Source organism: Clostridium bowmanii, from assembly GCF_018861315.1.
GTDB lineage: Bacteria > Bacillota > Clostridia > Clostridiales > Clostridiaceae > Clostridium_AD > Clostridium_AD bowmanii.
This window is the reverse complement of record NZ_JAHLDL010000031.1, coordinates 1-17,775: the sequence shown is the minus strand read 5'-3', so window position 1 is coordinate 17,775 and position 17,775 is coordinate 1. Positions and strand designations below refer to the sequence as shown.

The following is a 17,775-nucleotide window of genomic DNA, read 5'->3' as shown; positions in this document are numbered from 1 at the left end:
TGAATGGCAGCCTTTTATTTTTGCGGTTTTTATTAAATTCTAACTCCTGTCTTGATTATTCTATATGCGAGCTTGCCTTCTCTTTTGGACGGAAGCCTATGGATTCTACTTCGCTTAATAGGCAATCTTTATTGCTTTTAATTTCGTCTGCAACAATATATCTTGGCCTACATTTAACTTCTTCATATATTCTGGCAATATAGGTTCCTATGACTCCTAGACTTATCATTAGGCAGCTTCCTATAATAAGTAGCAGCAGAATAACTGTTGTGAAACCATTCAAAGCAATACCCATAAGCTTCATGTATAAAGTCTGGATTCCAAGCACCAACGCACCAGCAAGAAAAAACACTCCCATAAAAGTAATTATATAAAGTGGAAATGATGAAAAGGAAGTAATGGCCTTAACTGCAAGTGTGCACAGATTAAAAACAGACCACTTTGAGACTCCATTTGTTCTGATCCCTACATTAAAGGGGATACTTATCCGATTATACCCAACCCACGCTGACATCCCCCTGAAGAAGGTGCCTCTTTCATGCATGCTGCGCCATGCCAGTACAACTTTTTTATCCAAGAGCTTGAAATCTGAAGCCTGCTGCATATTAAACCCGGAAAGTTTGCTAAGAATTTTATAAAATGAATTAGCACCGACTTTCTTAATCATGCTCTCATTTCCACGTAAGGCCTTAACACCTTCTATGACCTCGTATCCTTCATCTCTCCATAACCTTATCATCTCAGGTATTAATGTGGGGGGGTGCTGCAAGTCAGCATCCATGATTATACAGCAATCTCCCTCTGCAGCTTCTAGTCCTGCACAAAGTGCTGCTTCCTTGCCAAAATTCCTGCTGAGTCTCAATGCTTTAATACATGAAGCTTCTTTAGAAAGCATTTTAAGTTTGAGCCATGTGTCGTCGGTTGAGCCATCATCAACCAGCAAAATCATAAACTCCATACCTGTTTCTGCCAAACACTTTCTAATAACATTGATATTTTCACAAATCTGGATTTCTTCGTTATATACCGGAATAACAACTGTAATAAATGACCTTTCCATTGTTATTTCCCCCCCCTTCTGAGATGTTTAATAGTGGAAAACATGATGCCTGGCTTTTTTATGAAAAGAAAGATTAGTATTAGAACAGATACTAAGGTAATCATAAGGCCCATGAAAAGTTTTTCTGGAAAAAACCACAGTTCAATCTTATGGGTGCCTTTTAGCAACTCAAAGCTCAATAAACAATCATCCACAGCCTGTGGTTTAACCTCATGGTTATCCACTTTGACATGCCACCCCTTATCAAAAGGTATGGACATTACCATCAGTCCGTCACTTGTTGCGTCCACCTGACCGGAGATGCTGGTATCAGTAAAGTTTTCAATGGTCATTGATTTTTTACGGATAAGGAATATCGCCTCTTTAAATGCGGGTATATTCAAAGTGTAGGCATATACTTTAAATTGTCCTGTTTCAGCACTTGACTTATCAAAATTAATTTTCAGCTCTGCAGAAGATCCAGGCTTGCAAAATCCAAGATTAATTATAGAGGAATGACTTGGGTTAAATTCAACCTTTTTTCCATTGGCTGTAACAAATCCATTGCCTTTCATATTAGAGGGCGCCTTATAGTATAGGTAGACTTGCTGGGCTTTATCTATTGTAAAATCAATAATTGCTTTAGAGGCAATATCATTATTAGGGCGCTTAAAGCTGTAATATTGTGAATCCTGGCCGCTAATGTTAAGGTTACGTTGAATTCCTTGCTTCTGCTTAATAGGGATTAAAATATTTGATACCCCACAAATAGCTTTTATAAGGAGATTCTGAGTTTCAAGCGGATTAGCCCCGGAGCTACTGTCGAACTCCTTTAGCTTACTGGTGGATTGAAAGCCCAGTGGCAAAACATAAGGGTTTGTAAAAATCCTTAAATTATTGGTAGATGCAGTCTGTTTGTACAAGTTTTCCTCAATAGCAAGGTTCCGATAAATCAAATACTTGATGCCTAGAAGAGAATCTAGTATTGCAGTGGAACCTTCGTAACTGTAACTGTTAATACCGTTGCTAGAGTACCCAAGATTCTCAAGCATTTTTACAGGCTTTGCGGAGATAGTGGAAGAAAAAATTGATATGCCCCGATAATTATACAGAGCAGGATCATTGGTGGTTTGGGATGGTAGGATCTCCAAACGATAAAAGCCTTTATCCTTCTTTGAAATATCAGAAATCTGATCACGAAGTTGAGTTACTTCACTGCCACTTGCATAGTTGCTTCGAGTTGAGTAGCCTTCAGTGAAATCAATTTTAACAATTGTCGCAATGGTGTTAGTGGTTATCTCAGCAGTCAATACAAGAAATACTATCAGAGTTTTAAGGGATGGTCTGATATTGCAGGAGCGGTCAATGGTAAGGGCCACTGCATATAAAATAATAAAAGTTGCACTGATATATATGGTGTGAAATCCAATTGATAAATCATCAAATTTCTGTGAGATGAGAATAACACCCAAAATAGATAAGCAAATATTGCCTATTTGTTTTCCACTAAATTCGTTTAGATTTCTAAAACCTTCATAGCTCATGGATAATACGAGAAAGATGTAAACAAAGGAAAATCGATATGGAAGCTGGTTAGGGTAATGAAAGCCATGCCAAATAAAATTCAATATATTAATATTGAAACTTAGGGTTAAAACCAGAACAAGAGCAAGATTCCATAATTTTTCCTTCAGTGGAATGCTTTTACTTAAAAAATAGATTGGAATGAGTATTAAAACAACAATTCCACAATACATATTGGGTGCACCTTCCCGAATAGAAGGAGATGCAGCTGTAAAATGTCTGGTTATATAATCAAATAAATCGAAATAGTTCGTCAGTGTCTTTGGGAATATATCGCCTGCTGCGGAGGTGGATTTTAATTGAAAAAATGTTGGCAACAGAATTATAGCAGATAACCCCACGGACAGCAGTGAAAATCCTGCAAATTGACCTGTTATTTTTATTAGCAAGGATGGCTTTTTAAAATCATGATATTTAAAGAGACAAACTGGGTAATAAAGCAAGGTGAAAAAACAGATAAAAAAAGCCATATAAAAATTGGACAAAAGAGCAATGGCAAGTGTAATGCAGAAAAATAAACCTTTACCCTCCCGTATTAAATTTATTAGGCCAATCATAATGAGGGGCAGAAGATAAATCGCATCCATCCACATAATATTCCAGCAAAAAGCAAGTACAAAACCAGAGAGTGCATAAAGTAATGAGAAACCTACAGTAATCAAATTCTGTTCACCATGTTGAGCCTTCAGGTATAATGCAAAACAGGAGCCCGCTAGTCCTACCTTTATAAGCGTCAAAACAAGTACAACTTCAGTCAAATACTCTGGTGGAAATAAAATAGTTATAAGATTTATTGGGCTGGCAAGATAATAGGCAAATAACGGTAAAAAATTTATCCCAAGGCCGCCTGACCAGGAGTAAAGAAGGCTTGAAGATGATCTAAGCTTGTCCTGAAAATCTGCGGTAAAAGGAGCATATTGATGATATAAGTCTGATATTAATAAACTCCAATTTCCAAATGGGAAAATTCTAACAGTTATATAGGCGATTTCCAGGATAAAGGCAGGCAGAAAAAATGCAAGTAAGATTACATAATGCCTTTTAATATATATACTAAACTTTCTTATAATGTTAATGTTGTCTTTCAAGAATAATCCCACCTTTATTTATGAAGCTATATAGATTATTATACCAAAATTTCATCTGATTGAGAAGAGAACTTACCACACATTTTACTTAATTCCCATGTGGTTTTAATATCAGCTGAAAGGCATACATAGTGTCGTGGCTCATTAAGAGTACCATCAATGTAGATATCATAATTTATTGATTGCTGCAATTAATGGTTGCCTAAGAAACTACTATGAGGTATAATAGTTTCTTAGGCAACTATTATTGGAGGAGGAAAATATGCGTAAAATAATAGGAAGAAATATTTCAATATTATATAGAAATGAAAAAAATTTTGTAGATGCTATGCTGAAAAAAGATAATTTAAATAAAGTTCAAGCGGAAGTATTGTTATTTTTAAGGGATCATAACGGGGCTAACCTAACCGGAATAAATGAATTGTTTTTATTTAATAAGGCTACTATAACAAAGATAATAACCCATCTTGAAAAATATAATTATGTTAATAGAGTAGTTAGTGAAAGTGATAGACGAGAAAAGGGCATATATTTAACCGATAGTGGAATAAATATAGTTCCTAGCATTATAGAAGTCTTGAAAGCATGGGAAGATATTCTCATTTATAATATTTCTAATGCTGATATTGAAAAAGTAAGAAGTATACTAGCCAAAATGGTAGATAATGTAACGACATTGAAGGAGAATAAACAATGAAAGAAAATATGTATAAACTAGGGAATATGGATATAAAGAAGTTAATTATAAAAATGGCATTGCCAGCAATGCTGTCGATGTTTGTGCAAGCGCTATATAATATTGTAGACAGCATATTTGTAGCAAAAATATCAGTGCAGGCACTTACGGCTTTATCTATAGCTTTTCCAATACAACTTATAATAGTATCAATATTTGTGGGGCTTGGTGTGGGGATTAACTCGTTTATGTCAAGAAAACTGGGTTCTGGGAACAAAGATGTTGCCAGAAATACTGCGGAACATGGATTTGCAATAGGAATTGTATTGTGGATTATCCTTGCGATTTGTTCGACATTCGTACCCAAAATGTTTACTAAAATGTTTACTGACGACCCTGTTGTTATTAAATATGCAGTACAGTATACCAGTATTATTATGTTGTTTTCATTTGGTAGCATTATATCAGAAGTGTGTATGAATATTTTAAGATCTACTGGTGACATGTTAAGTTCTATGAGAATACAATTATTAGGTGCGATAACTAACATTATTCTTGATCCAATTCTTATTTTTGGATTGTTATTTTTCCCTAAATTAAGTGTACAGGGGGCAGCAATAGCAACGGTTATTGGTCAAATATTAGCTATGATATATGCACTTAAACTCGTACTTAGAAACAATAATGGATTAAAACTAAATTTAAAGAAATTTCATTATAGTAGCAACATCACAGGTGAAATATTCAAAGTTGGAGTTCCTGCTATGTTTATGCAACTATTGGGATCTGTAATGGTATCAGGTATCAATTTGATTTTAGCAGGATTTTCTGGAACTGCTGTTGCAGTATTTGGCATATACTACAAATTACAGTCTTTTATATATATGCCTGTATTCGGTCTAACACAGGGGATCATGCCTATAGTTGGCTATAATTATGGCGCGAAAAATAAGCAAAGGGTACTAGAAGCTGTCAAGTATGGGTGCATATTTGCATGCGCCATCATGCTGTTTGGTACCAGTTTATTTGTAATATTCCCGGGGCAACTGCTTATGCTATTTAGCAGTACATCACAGATGAATGCAATAGGGATTAAGTGTTTGAGAATTATCAGTATAGGTTTTGTGTTTTCTGGGATAGCAATAGTTCTTTCTACGGTTTTTCAAGCATTTGGTAAAGCAAAAGTAAGCCTTATTATATCTTTTGCAAGACAGATTATTATTTTATTACCATTGACATTTATCCTAAGCAAATTAATTGGATTAACCGGAGTATGGATAGCATTTCCAATATCAGAGGCAGCTTCTTTAATAATTTCTGGGTACTTTGCAATTAAAGTATATAGAGAAAAAATTCGAGATTTAGAGGGCGAAATACAAGTTGATAGTAACTGCGATTTGGTAGAAGAAGTATAGAATACAGTAATTAAACATTGTAGGAGTAATAAACCATTTAATTTAATAAGCAGAAGGGTTAACACAACCTTCTGCTTATTTTTATTTATTATTTTCAAGTGCAACTAAAGACTTCTGACTTCGCTTCGTTTATATACAAAGGTTATTTATGTAATAATCATCTAAGTAGAGTTGACAAATAGTATTTATAGTTATAATATATAATAGTTATATTAAATAATAGTTAAATGTAATAACTATTATTTAGTTTCACTTTGCGGTTAAACTAAATTAAAAATATACTTAAACGGATGGAGAATGGCATGGAGAATAAATATATTGATGGGATTTTTGATGAATTAATATCTGTTTTTCCAATATTTACAAAGAGAATCTTTGAAATAAGTGATAATACAACTAGAAACAATGGAATAGCAAGGGCTCATGTAAATCTAATGCGTTTCTTAAAAATCGAAGGCGCTTGTACGATGACAGATTTAGGTAAAATGCTTTATGTATCAAAACCGAATATAACTGTATTAGTTAATAAACTTGTTGAATTTCATATGGTGAAAAGGATGTTAGATAAAAACGACAGGCGAATAATTTATATAGAATTAACGGATATAGGGTGTATCTGTTTAGAAAAACATACAGAAGCTATGAAAATAGCTTTTAGTAAAAGCATGCAAAAATTTAGTATAGACGATTTGACATTGTTAAAAGAAACACTTAATAATATGAAAATTATTGTAGAAAAAATGGAAGAATAGTATATGTTTTCAGAACATAATACGAGGAGGACTGAATGTATGAAATTAGGCTTTATTATCCCCAATTATCCTGATGAAAAAAGAGTTGCATTATTACCTGCGCATGTAAATGATTTTGAGAATGACATTGTGATTGAACATAACTTTGGACTTAATCTAAATATAAAAGATTATGAATATGAAAAAGTTGGATGTAAAATAGCCACACGTGCTGAAATATTTTCTGATTGTCCTGCAATTTTTTCAATTAAATGTATTCAAGAAGTTGACTATAAAAATATTAGACCAAACCAAATGATTATTGGTTGGACCCATCCCAACGGATCTGGCAAAGGTTTTATGGAATCTCAATTTAATTTAAAAAATCTAACAATTGTAGATTTGGACAATATTCACCCTCAGGTTTATTACAAAGATAAGATTAAATTAATCGATTGGATTAAACCAAATTTCATAAAAGATAATAGCTTTATTGCTGGGTATTCTTCTGTTTTGCATGCTTTGTTAAGCTTTGGTATGATACCGGATCACAGCACGAATATAGCGGTACTAGGTTGTGGAAACGTTTCCCAAGGAGCATTTTGTGCAGTTTCAAAATTTAATAATAACGTAAGAATGTTTTATAGAAAAACTATGGATGAGTTTATTGAAGAACGTGAAAGTTTTGACATTATAATAAATGGTATTGAGGTTGATAAAACTGGCTTGCACATACTATCTTTAGAGCAGCAAAAGGGCTTAAAGAAAAACTGTTTAATAATTGATGCTGCTGCAAATGCTGGTAAAGCTATTGAAGGTACAGTCTTTTCTAATCTAAATAATCCTATCTATAACAGAGAAGATGTGTATTATTATGTAGTAAGTAATGCACCATCTATTTTTTACAAACAAGCAAGCCTTAAAATAAGCGAAAGTTTCAGTAAAAATGTTTATAAAAGGGATATCAATATATTTAAAGAATTGGTTGAATAAATTTATTGCAATTTTTAGGCTGTTATAAATGGACAAAACTCAAAGGGATGCCATGATTGTGGCATCCCTTTGAGTCTTCTCATTAATACATTCTTTTAAATAGTAATATTAAATTTATACTTCATATTGGTTGCTTTTTTACCTTAATTGCTAGTGTAAATCACTTATAATATTATATACGCAATAGGTATAGTTATTATTAATGTAAGTAGGGTCCTTTCAAACCATATTATAATTATCTCAGGTATACTTATTGGTATATCAGTTGACAATATTCATGGTATTGATGCAGAGAAAAATAATATTGACGAAACTGATACTACCGCTATTATCATTCAATTGTAATTTCTTATAATTATAGTTTAATACTAAATTGTCAATTAAACGTCTATTTTTCAGGTTGTGCATATTGGAGAGCGGTAGTAATATATTTATATTTTCAATGGTTATTGTAATAGTATTGATAGGAGCAGGCATAAAGAAAATATATCCCAAGATTAAAAACAGACTGAACAGACAAAAATCGGATTAGATTTAACAAAGTTAATTTATTGAACTTAACTCTAAAAAGTGTTATGCTATAAGTGGTAGACTAAGTATAATGTGTTTACTATATAAAAATCAAGTATAAAAATGCAATTTATAACAGAATATAATGAAGAGCTTATTTTTATAGGCTCTTTTTTAGTGATAAAGAGAGGTAATAATATGATAAAAGTTGATAATTTGTCCTACTCATTTCCGCAAAAGGATCTATATAATAATATTTCATTTACATTAGAAGATGGAAAGCATTGTGCTTTTATAGGAACAAATGGAAGCGGAAAAAGTACACTGATAGATATAATTATGGATCCAGAAAAATATATGTTTGATGGAAAGCTCGCCATAGATGCAAATTGTAGAATAGGGTATGTAAGTCAATTCTCACAACTAGATAATATAAAAGAAATTACAGTTTTCGAATATATAGGGGAAAAATTCATTAAACTACAAAATGAAATAACATCTATTTGCAGTGAAATGGAAACATCTTTGGATATTGAACCTTTACTAGAAAAATATCAACAAGTTTTAGACGCATTTGATGCAATTAATGGGGATGATTTCGAAAATACCATTAATAAAAACCTAAATCTTGCAAACTTAATGAGGTATAAAGATTTAATGATATCTGAACTTAGTGGTGGGGAATTCAAGCTTATTCAAGTAATTAAGGAAATGCTAAATAGTCCAGACTTAATGATTATGGATGAACCCGATGTGTTTTTAGACTTTGAAAACCTTAATGCGCTTAAAAATCTAATTAATTCACACAGTGGAACAATGTTAATTATTACGCACAACAGATATATATTGAATCATTGTTTTAACAAAATTCTGCATCTTGAAAACATGGAACTCCAAGAGTTTGATGGAAACTATATTGATTATAACTTCTCACTACTTCAAACTAAAATTGAGCTGCAAGAACTAGCTATTGATGATAATGTAGAACTTGAGAGAAACGAGAAGTTAATAAAAAAACTAAGATTTCTTGCAACTGAGTATGATCAATCTTCTAAAGGGAAATCTCTAAATGCTAGAGTTAAAATTCAAGAAAGATTAGAAAAAAGTAGAATTAAAGCGCCATTTGTAGACATTAAACAGCCAAATATCAGTTTAGTTTCGAATAATGAAATGGTGGGAACAATTGTTTTAAAAGTTAGTGATTACAGTGTTAGCTTTGATGATACACTACTAGAAAATGTTAACTTTGAGATTAAATCTACTGATAAAGTAGCCATTGTGGGTTCAAATGGTACAGGGAAAACCACAATGCTTCAAGAAATCTTTAAAAATAATCATGATTCTATTGAGATAACTGAAGATGTTGAAGTGGCTTATTTATCTCAACTTCAAGGCAAAACACTAAATGAGGCAAATACCATACTTGAAGAGTTCCTGGGTGTTGGGTTTAAAACTAATCAAGAGGTTAGAGAATATATTTCTGGTTATGGGTTTGAAGAAGAAGGAGCCATTAATCAAAAGATAGGGTCTTTGTCCGGTGGAGAAAAAAATATACTTCAATTGGCAAAAGTTTCTGCTAGTTATGCAAATATGTTGCTTCTTGATGAACCCACAAGTCATTTAGACACCTATTCACAAATAGCATTGGAAAAAGCTATAGAAAACTATAAAGGTGCGATTCTAATGATTTCTCATGATTTTTATTCTATAGTAAACTGTATGGATTATGTTTTAATGATTGAGGATAAGACAATTAGAAAAATGAGTATGCGAAAATTTAGAAAGATGATTTATGCTAGTCATTTTGACAAAGATTATTTAGAAATTGAACAAAAGAAAAAAATAGTTGAAACAAAAATTGAATTGGCTTTAAAAGATACTGATTTTACACTTGCAAAAGTTTTATCTGAGGAGTTAGAAGAACTTATTAAGTTACTCTAAATTTAGTTGGTAGTAATGGTAATCTAAGTTGGAGCGATAAAAATATGCCAAGTTGGACGAATAATATATTAAATGAGTAGCTAGTAAAACTTAGTTTTACTAGCTATTTTTTGTATAAATACAGCTAAGGATCTTGGAGTAGATTTTAATACAATGAGTGGAATGGAATATGAAGGTGTAAGAAAGTTTAACATCTCTGATAAATACATAAATAAACATTGAAAAATCTACCTTAATACGTAATAATAAGGTGACCTAATATTAAATTATTTTTGCATTAAATCATAATATAATTGAACTTAAAAATTTTATAATGATACAAGGGGGAACATATGAAAATTAATTTAAAATCTCTATTGATAATTTGCTGTAGTATTTTTATAACATTCACAGTGGCAAATGATGCTAATGCTTCTGAATCAAAAGTGAGAATTGGGGGCAAAGATAGATATCAAACAGCTATACAAATATCTAAAGCAGGTTGGGTGGACAAGTCTAAATCTGTTGTTTTAGCTACAGGGCAGGATTTCCCAGATGCACTTTGTGCGGCGCCACTTGCAAAAAAACTTGGTGCACCGATATTATTAAATGAAAAAAATGAGCTGCTTCCTGAAGTAGAGCAAGAATTAAAAAGGCTTAAGGTTGAAGAAATTATTATAGTAGGTGGACCAGGTGTTATTTCTGACGATGTTTTAAATACACTAAAGGCTATGAATATAAAGTGTACAAGGATATACGGAGCAAATCGATATGAAACTTCTATTAAAGTTGCGCAGCAATTAGATAAAAGTACAGAGGTAGCAGTTGCAACAGGTGAAAATTTTCCTGATGCCATATCAATATCCTCTATTGCAGCACAAAAGGGAATGCCAATTTTACTTACTGGGAAAAACAACTTACCCAGTGGTGTAGCACTATATCTAAAAAATAATGATATAGAAACTACCTATGTAATAGGAGGAAATGATGTTGTAAGTGATGGGGTAGCAAGTAATTTCCCTAATGTAGAACGTCTACAAGGTCATGATAGATATGCTACTAATGTAGCAGTTCTAAATAAATTTTCACAGGAATTAGATTTTAATTCTATTTATGCTACAACAGGTAACAACTACCCCGATGCATTAGCAGCTTCTGCGCTAGCATGTCAATCAAAATCACCTGTTTGCTTAGTAAGTAACGGATCAATAGATAAACTAAAAGGTAGTATAGCATCAAAGCTCCAGGACACTACGGAGGTAAAGGCTATTGGACAAACAGATGTGGTTTCTGAGGATATCGTTGAAGAGCTACTACAAAAGTATGGGAATACCAACGGAAACTTAAAGGGTGGAGATTACAGATACCGAGGGTGTGGGCTTGTAGCTACGCAAGGTGCGTGGGACTATTATTATTTAGATGGAATTTATAAAATTAAAAAAGATGGTAGTGAAAGTATACGATTAGATAAAGATTCAAACTCTATCATTAGAGGCAATAGTGCTAGGATAACAAAATCCAATATAAATATTATTGGAGAATGGATTTATTATGAGAGTGTTGCAAATTGGATGGATGTTGCTGCTGAGTATGAAGTGGTAATAACAGAAGGAATTTATAAACTAAAAACAGATGGAACTGGTAAAACAAAGATTTGTAGTGATGATGCAAGAGAAATGATGGTTATGGGAGACTGGATTTATTACTGCAATTATTCAGATAGTGGAAAATTGTATAAAATTAAGGTGGATGGTAGCAGCCGAACAAAAATTGTCGATGATGCTTGTAATAGAATAAATATTTCGGGAAACTACATCTATTACTTTAAAAATAAAGAGACTAGTTGGACTAATTTTACTACTAATCTTTATAGAATAAAGATTGACAGAACGGAAAACATGAAAATACCTAGTGATGAGAAAATTCGGTTCTTAGTTGTCGAAGGAGATTTTATTTATTACTCAACTTATATTGATGAGAAAGATACTGGTAAGGGAATGAGCATATTTAAAATGAGAACGGATGGAACTGAAAAAATTAAGTTGTGTGATACACCACGGGCCTACACGTTTAATGTTTTAAATGGTAATTTATATTATTTTGGAGAATATATTAGGAATAGTACAGGTACTGTTGTAGATTTATATAAGATAACCAAAGATGGTGTAATTCAAAGTGCCAGATTTAAAGGAACTATTAATAATAGCTGGTTGTTACGAAATCAAATTTATTTATATACACAAGATAGTCATTCTAATGTTTATAGAATTAATATGGATGGTACAAATAAGCTGTTATTAAACAGACAATAACTAATAAACAAAAGCACAAGTTGTATTCAATACATCTTGTGCTTTTCTATGCATATTTGTAACTACAGATATTCATGTCTAAAAGGGAAGATTTATTGTAACTATAAATGCCCTTTAACAACATTATTTAGCTGAAGTCCACCATTTCATATCTTCAACATTATTAAAATAACGCTGCACAGGACTCCCCCATGATAATACAACTCTTACGGAATCATCTGTAATTTTAGGAATTATATATAAATTGGTATGGGTTTATACAATAAACCTATTTACAATTATTTACAGGGGCCTGACCCCGTTAGTATTGTTTTTGAAACTAGGAATAAAAAAAGTGCGTACTTGTATTAAGCTTATATTACAGTTATAGTAATACTATTGTTCAACAGTAAATACAGAAAGTTTAAGAGTAAATGAAATAATGAAATAGGAGTGTGTAATTTTGAAAAAATTATTTACAGAGTTTAGCATTAAAAATGTTAAAATGAAGAATCGTATATGTGTTCCTCCCATGGTTATTGGATTTAGAGATGATGGATACGTAGCATCTGAAAATGTAGAACGTTATACAGAATTAGCCAAAGGTGGAGCAGGGCTTATAATTCAAGAGGCTACATGTGTTAATAATGATGGAAAATTATCAAAAAATCAACTTGGAATATGGGAAGATGGTCAAATCGAAGGACTAAAAAGTATAGTTAATGCAGTTCACAAAGAAGATTGTCCAATATTCATTCAAATTCATCATGCAGGAGTTGTTGGAATATCAGAAGACCCAATATGTCCAAGTTCCTATGAATATAAAAATTATTCTGGAAGTGTTGTTGTTGGTCATGAAATGACTAGTGAAGATATAAAATCTATTCAAAATAATTTTATTGAAGCTGCGACAAGAGCTTATAGGGCAGGATATGACGGGGTTGAACTTCATGGATGCCATGCCTATTTAATAAGCCAATTTTTAAATAAAAAAGTAAATAAGAGAACTGATAAATATGGTAGTAATCCTGAAAAGTTTGTAATAGAAATAATAGAAGGAATTAGGAATGTAACACCAAAAGAATTTATTGTTGGAATCCGTTTGGGAGGATTTGAACCAACAATAGAAGACGGAATACATTATGCTAAAGTATTAGAAAAAAATGGAATTAATCTCCTTGATATTTCTTATGGATTTATGAGCGAACAGGAAATGAATGTAAATGAAAAGTATAAATATTCTAATGCTGTTTATGCAGCGCAGAAAATTAAAGAAGAAGTTTCAATTCCAGTATTTGCAGTTAACGGAATTAATTCAGCGGAGATTGCAGAAGAAATATTAAATGAAACAAATGTAGACATTGTAGATATTGCAAAAGGATTTCTTATAAATCCTAATTGGGCAAATGATGCCAAAGAAGGCAAAGATACTGGAAAATGCTTGAATTGTGCAAAATGTATGTGGTTTGGTCAGTCTAAGGTTTGTGTGGGGAAAGTTATATTTGAGAGAGATAATAAATAAAAATAATATTAATAGGTACAAAAGTTTATTTACAAATAGAAAATTAACATAAAATACTAATATTAGGATTATAAGTGCAATGGAATCAAGACAGATTTAACTTATATATAATTGAACGTAAAAAGGGAACAGATTAATCTGTTCCTTTCTTTTATTGACCGGAATAATTAATTAGAAATTATTAACAAAAACGTTACTTTGTATAAAGGGTATTGAGAATTAATGTAGAAACATAGGTGTATGGATACTTAAATAAATGAAAATATATACTTCTATATAAGATAAGTTAATTAAACATATAAGTGAGTACACTATATATTATGAGGAGTGAATTATATGAACAGTAACAAGCAACTTCCAAGAAGCACACCGGAGAAGCAAGGTATACCTTCTAAAGCTATTTTGGATTTTATTGATGACTTAGAAAAAGAAGAAAACGAAATTCATGGGTTAATGATACTAAGGCATGGAAACGTGGTTTCAGAAGGGTGGTGGGCACCATATAGATCTGAGCTTAAACACATGCTGTTCTCACTTAGTAAAAGCTTTACTTCAACAGCAGTGGGGCTTGCAGTTAATGAAGGTCTCATATCTGTGGAGGATAAGGTAATAGCTTACTTCCCTAAGGAGCTACCAGAAAATATAAGCGAAAATCTTTCCGTAATGAAAATAAAGCACTTATTATCCATGTCAACTGGGCATGATAAGGACACTACAGATCATGTTGTTTTACAAACGGAAGGCAACTGGGTAAAGGGATTTCTTGAACTTGAGGTAGAACATGAGCCAGGCACATATTTTGTTTATAACACAGCTGCCACATATATGCTTTCAGCAATTGTTCAGAAGGTAACAGGGCATACACTCTTAAATTATCTTACACCACGAATTTTTAAACCACTAGGTATTGAAGGCGCAACCTTTGAAACCTGCCCTAAAGGAATAAATACTGGTGGATTTGGGCTAAGTATAAAGACTGAAGATATCGCAAAGTTTGGACAGATGTATCTTGAAAAAGGTATGTACAATGGCAAAGCATTAATACCTGAAGCATGGGTTGTGGAAGCGACTAAAAGCCATATTTCTAATGGAAGTAGCAAAGACAGCGATTGGGAACAGGGATATGGTTATCAATTCTGGAGATGTCGCCATAATGCGTATAGAGGTGATGGAGCTTTTGGTCAGTACTGCGTTGTAATGCCTGATCAGGATATGGTTGTTGCAATAAATAGTGGCATTGATGATATGCAACCTGTGCTTAGTCTTATCTGGAAGCATTTACTTCCTCAACTAGGAAAGGGAATACTTACAGATAATGCTGAGGGGTATGATGAGCTTACAGAAAAACTTCTAAGTCTTAAGTTACCCGTGAGTAAAGAATGTTATTTAGATAATAACACAGAGATGTCAACAGTGGAAAATCAAATATGTGATAAATATTATAACTTACAAGAGAATAAATTTGGATTTGACCAGTTATCAATAAGGTTTGAAGATTCTAAATTTCAGATTTCTATAGTTCACAGTAAAGGTGAATATAAAATTTCAGGTGGTATAGAGAAAAGACTTGAAGATAAAACGGATTTACTTGGAACAATGAGTGCTACCTCATCATATGGATATTGGTCCAGCACTAATACCTTTATTATGAAGATACAATTTATTGAAACTCCATTTTGCTACACAATTAAACTTTACTTTAAGGGTAATAAGATAGAAATAAGCGGAAATGTTAATGTATCATTTGGTACTAAGGAGCTTCCAAATTTAAGAGGAGAATTATATTAAAATATAATTAAATTTATTTATAAAAAGGGGATATATAATATGTGGAAAATAATAATTAGATTATTAGTGCCGTCTACAGCCATATATACGTATTTAACGACAAGGTTTTATATGGCCAGAAAAAATTATTACAAGTTAATAGAAAAATATAATAGTAATCTTATAAAAAACTTAACGGATGAAGGAGTCCATAACTATATTTCAAAAATTAACAAACTACCTAAAATTACTTATAATCAAGTACAAAGTGATAAGATAAGCAAAACTTATATGATGGTTAAGAAAAATAATAATATCAATGAGGATACAAAAGCACAGTTAAGAGTTATTTTAAAACTAAAAGGAATAGATAAAATTTAACTTTAACCTTTAATTAATAAGCAGAAATATTCATGTATCCTTTGGTACATAAATTTGTTTAAACTAAATGGAGGTGTTTTATGAACACTTTTGCAACTATAACAACAGATAGGTTACGTTTTGAGGAAACTTGAAATATACGATAGAGAAGATCTTTTTAAGTACCGTTCATTACCTGAGGTATATAAATATCAGTCATTTATGCCAGATAACATAAAACAAATTGATGATTTTATTAACAATAATTCAAGAAATCCTAATATTCCAAATACTTGGTTCCAATTAGCCATTCTTAACAAGAATGGAGATATGTTAGTAGGCGACATAGGAATTCACTTTTTAGAAGACAATGATCAGGTTGAGGTAGGTTATACATTAGCTCCAAAATACCAAGAACAGGGTTATGCGATAGAATCATTAAAAGCAGTAATTAATTATTTATTTGTTGATCTTAAGAAGCATAGGATTACTGCATCTGCTGATCCTAATAATACAAATTCAATTAGACTTTTAGAAAAAGTAGGCATGAGGAAGGAAGGGCACTTTTTAAAGAGTTTTAGAAAGGAACCGTTATCTAAAAGATCGGTTCCTTACATTAACTTTCTATTATCCTACTTTTACAACAGTTACTGTTGTGTTTATGAACCCCATAATTTGCAAGCTTGTATTTATTAAAGTTAAAGATGAGTTTCTAGTAGTTACGGGAACAAGGACTGTCTTAGCTAAATTTGCCTTTTGGTTTTCAGCGAGATCTGGTGTTAACACTTGAACTCTTGTTTCCGAACCATCTAATAGTTTTTGATTGAGCTTTAATTGGATTATCGCCTCGTTGGTTCCATAGGGAAGTCTGGTCCATACTGCAGATGTGCTATAAGTCACTAAATATAGCCCTGCTACACTGAAAATCAATCTATTTCCATTCAGTTGTATACTTCTGCCTGTTTTCGTTCTATCAACTATTGAACCTAAAAGTATTGGATTTTTTGAAACTATATTCTGTAGACCTGGATGTGAGGTTTCTATTGTATTTAGTGCTATATCAGGTCTAGTAGGTCTATCGTTGCAGTGCCTATTATAATCTAAACATTCATAAGAACTTGTAATAGCCATTTATTTCAACACTCCTTAAATTTAGAAGATTTAGTGTTCACTTTAAAGTATGCCGCATTGCTAATATTGGTCACACAATTTTATATGCATTTTTCAGTATATTGAACAGGTTAAAGCATTCTTGCACGTTTCTTTAAATATCATATGCTATTATCCTAATTGATCTATGGGGTAGGTTTTTTCTAATTTTTGAATGGAGTGAAGTTATGAATAAACTTACTGATTTTCGTGCGCTTATTTTTATATGATTTCGGAATTTATTGTAGCAGTAACCCTTGCCGAAACAGATATTGCCTTTTCCGTTGCCGACCGTTGAATTGATAGCGGAAAAGAATTAGAAGTGGCGGCTGGCTGGAGTTGCTACGAGCGGCTATTAGGCACTCGTAAAGACAGTTAATTTGACAAGGATAAGCTTTTGTCAATGCTTAATGGGGTGCGTATCGCGATACACAACAAGCCAAACCGCGTTAAATATACTATGAACAATTTTATTATGTCTGTTGGCATTTCGTATTTGCCGCTTCATGAAGAAGCAAAGAAAATTGCGAGTGAAATAGGAAAGATAGATGTCTTTATAGGCGAAAAGCTTTGCCAGACGTATGTTGCAATAGAATATAGTGAACCTCCCATGACTGAAGTCACGAGCTTCTATTGTTACCAATAAATTTTCCCACATCTACGTCCTCGTAACCCTTAACATAACAACCTATGACATACCTACTAACTCCATGGGCGTCTTACTTCGGAT

14 protein-coding genes are annotated in these 17,775 nt (G+C 32.3%); 11 read left to right on the top strand and 3 right to left on the bottom strand.

Translation table 11 applies throughout. The features are described from left to right. Nucleotides 1-55: 55 nt before the first annotated feature. Both KPL51_RS17800 and KPL51_RS17795 read right to left on the bottom strand, forming a co-directional pair. Nucleotides 56-1,060 carry a glycosyltransferase family 2 protein gene (locus KPL51_RS17800; protein ID WP_216164327.1) on the bottom strand — a complete coding sequence of 335 codons (1,005 nt, stop codon included), beginning with the start codon at nt 1,058-1,060 and terminating at the stop codon, nt 56-58. Nucleotides 1,061-1,062: 2 nt separating this feature from the next. Beyond that, nucleotides 1,063-3,711, bottom strand: a complete 2,649-nt coding sequence (locus tag KPL51_RS17795) for a YfhO family protein (RefSeq protein ID WP_216164324.1) — start codon at nt 3,709-3,711, stop codon at nt 1,063-1,065. Between the two features lie 262 nt (nt 3,712-3,973). Here KPL51_RS17795 and KPL51_RS17790 point away from each other — a divergent pair, with 262 nt between their 5' ends. From KPL51_RS17790 to KPL51_RS17745, 10 genes are all read left to right on the top strand, one after another. Next, on the top strand, nt 3,974-4,408 hold the full coding sequence (locus KPL51_RS17790) for a MarR family winged helix-turn-helix transcriptional regulator (RefSeq protein ID WP_216164321.1): 435 nt from the start codon (nt 3,974-3,976) through the stop codon (nt 4,406-4,408). After that, nucleotides 4,405-5,802, top strand: coding sequence for an MATE family efflux transporter (locus tag KPL51_RS17785; protein ID WP_216164318.1), 1,398 nt, complete (start codon nt 4,405-4,407; stop codon nt 5,800-5,802). The genes KPL51_RS17790 and KPL51_RS17785 overlap by 4 nt, the downstream gene beginning before the upstream one ends. A 302-nt stretch (nt 5,803-6,104) precedes the next feature. Then, complete coding sequence (locus KPL51_RS17780) at nt 6,105-6,554, top strand: MarR family winged helix-turn-helix transcriptional regulator (protein WP_216164315.1); 450 nt, start codon at nt 6,105-6,107, stop codon at nt 6,552-6,554. A 39-nt stretch (nt 6,555-6,593) separates the two neighbouring features. Continuing rightward, complete coding sequence (locus KPL51_RS17775; RefSeq protein ID WP_216164312.1) at nt 6,594-7,526, top strand: Rossmann-fold NAD(P)-binding domain-containing protein; 933 nt, start codon at nt 6,594-6,596, stop codon at nt 7,524-7,526. Nucleotides 7,527-8,234: 708 nt separating this feature from the next. After that, nucleotides 8,235-9,977, top strand: a complete 1,743-nt coding sequence (locus KPL51_RS17770) for an ABC-F family ATP-binding cassette domain-containing protein (RefSeq protein ID WP_216164308.1) — start codon at nt 8,235-8,237, stop codon at nt 9,975-9,977. Between the two features lie 332 nt (nt 9,978-10,309). After that, nucleotides 10,310-12,268, top strand: coding sequence for a cell wall-binding repeat-containing protein (locus tag KPL51_RS17765; RefSeq protein ID WP_216164304.1), 1,959 nt, complete (start codon nt 10,310-10,312; stop codon nt 12,266-12,268). Between the two features lie 442 nt (nt 12,269-12,710). Further along, entirely contained in the window at nt 12,711-13,769 is a 1,059-nt protein-coding gene (locus tag KPL51_RS17760; protein WP_216164301.1) for an NADH:flavin oxidoreductase, read from the top strand. 336 nt (nt 13,770-14,105) lie between these two features. Beyond that, nucleotides 14,106-15,557 (top strand): serine hydrolase domain-containing protein, encoded by a 1,452-nt coding sequence (locus KPL51_RS17755; RefSeq protein WP_216164297.1) that lies wholly within the window; start codon nt 14,106-14,108, stop codon nt 15,555-15,557. A gap of 39 nt (nt 15,558-15,596) precedes the next feature. Next, nucleotides 15,597-15,917, top strand: a complete 321-nt coding sequence (locus KPL51_RS17750; protein ID WP_216164294.1) for a hypothetical protein — start codon at nt 15,597-15,599, stop codon at nt 15,915-15,917. A gap of 120 nt (nt 15,918-16,037) precedes the next feature. Further along, complete coding sequence (locus KPL51_RS17745; protein ID WP_216164291.1) at nt 16,038-16,592, top strand: GNAT family N-acetyltransferase; 555 nt, start codon at nt 16,038-16,040, stop codon at nt 16,590-16,592. Here KPL51_RS17745 and KPL51_RS17740 read toward each other — a convergent pair. Continuing rightward, complete coding sequence (locus KPL51_RS17740; protein ID WP_216164288.1) at nt 16,524-17,027, bottom strand: hypothetical protein; 504 nt, start codon at nt 17,025-17,027, stop codon at nt 16,524-16,526. The genes KPL51_RS17745 and KPL51_RS17740 overlap by 69 nt on opposite strands. Before the next feature lie 493 nt (nt 17,028-17,520). Between KPL51_RS17740 and KPL51_RS17735 the strand changes: the two genes are divergently transcribed. Beyond that, complete coding sequence (locus tag KPL51_RS17735) at nt 17,521-17,691, top strand: hypothetical protein (RefSeq protein ID WP_216164285.1); 171 nt, start codon at nt 17,521-17,523, stop codon at nt 17,689-17,691. Nucleotides 17,692-17,775 lie beyond the last annotated feature (84 nt).

Excerpts from the sequence above, each read along its gene's own strand:
- KPL51_RS17800 (WP_216164327.1), bottom strand. The coding sequence starts at position 1,060 with ATGGAAAGGTCATTTATTACAGTTGTTATTCCGGTATATAACGAAGAA.
- KPL51_RS17790 (WP_216164321.1), top strand. The coding sequence starts at position 3,974 with ATGCGTAAAATAATAGGAAGAAATATTTCAATATTATATAGAAATGAA.
- KPL51_RS17785 (WP_216164318.1), top strand. The coding sequence starts at position 4,405 with ATGAAAGAAAATATGTATAAACTAGGGAATATGGATATAAAGAAGTTA.
- KPL51_RS17780 (WP_216164315.1), top strand. The coding sequence starts at position 6,105 with ATGGAGAATAAATATATTGATGGGATTTTTGATGAATTAATATCTGTT.
- KPL51_RS17775 (WP_216164312.1), top strand. The coding sequence starts at position 6,594 with ATGAAATTAGGCTTTATTATCCCCAATTATCCTGATGAAAAAAGAGTT.
- KPL51_RS17770 (WP_216164308.1), top strand. The coding sequence starts at position 8,235 with ATGATAAAAGTTGATAATTTGTCCTACTCATTTCCGCAAAAGGATCTA.
- KPL51_RS17765 (WP_216164304.1), top strand. The coding sequence starts at position 10,310 with ATGAAAATTAATTTAAAATCTCTATTGATAATTTGCTGTAGTATTTTT.
- KPL51_RS17755 (WP_216164297.1), top strand. The coding sequence starts at position 14,106 with ATGAACAGTAACAAGCAACTTCCAAGAAGCACACCGGAGAAGCAAGGT.
- KPL51_RS17750 (WP_216164294.1), top strand. The coding sequence starts at position 15,597 with ATGTGGAAAATAATAATTAGATTATTAGTGCCGTCTACAGCCATATAT.
- KPL51_RS17740 (WP_216164288.1), bottom strand. The coding sequence starts at position 17,027 with ATGGCTATTACAAGTTCTTATGAATGTTTAGATTATAATAGGCACTGC.
- KPL51_RS17735 (WP_216164285.1), top strand. The coding sequence starts at position 17,521 with ATGTCTGTTGGCATTTCGTATTTGCCGCTTCATGAAGAAGCAAAGAAA.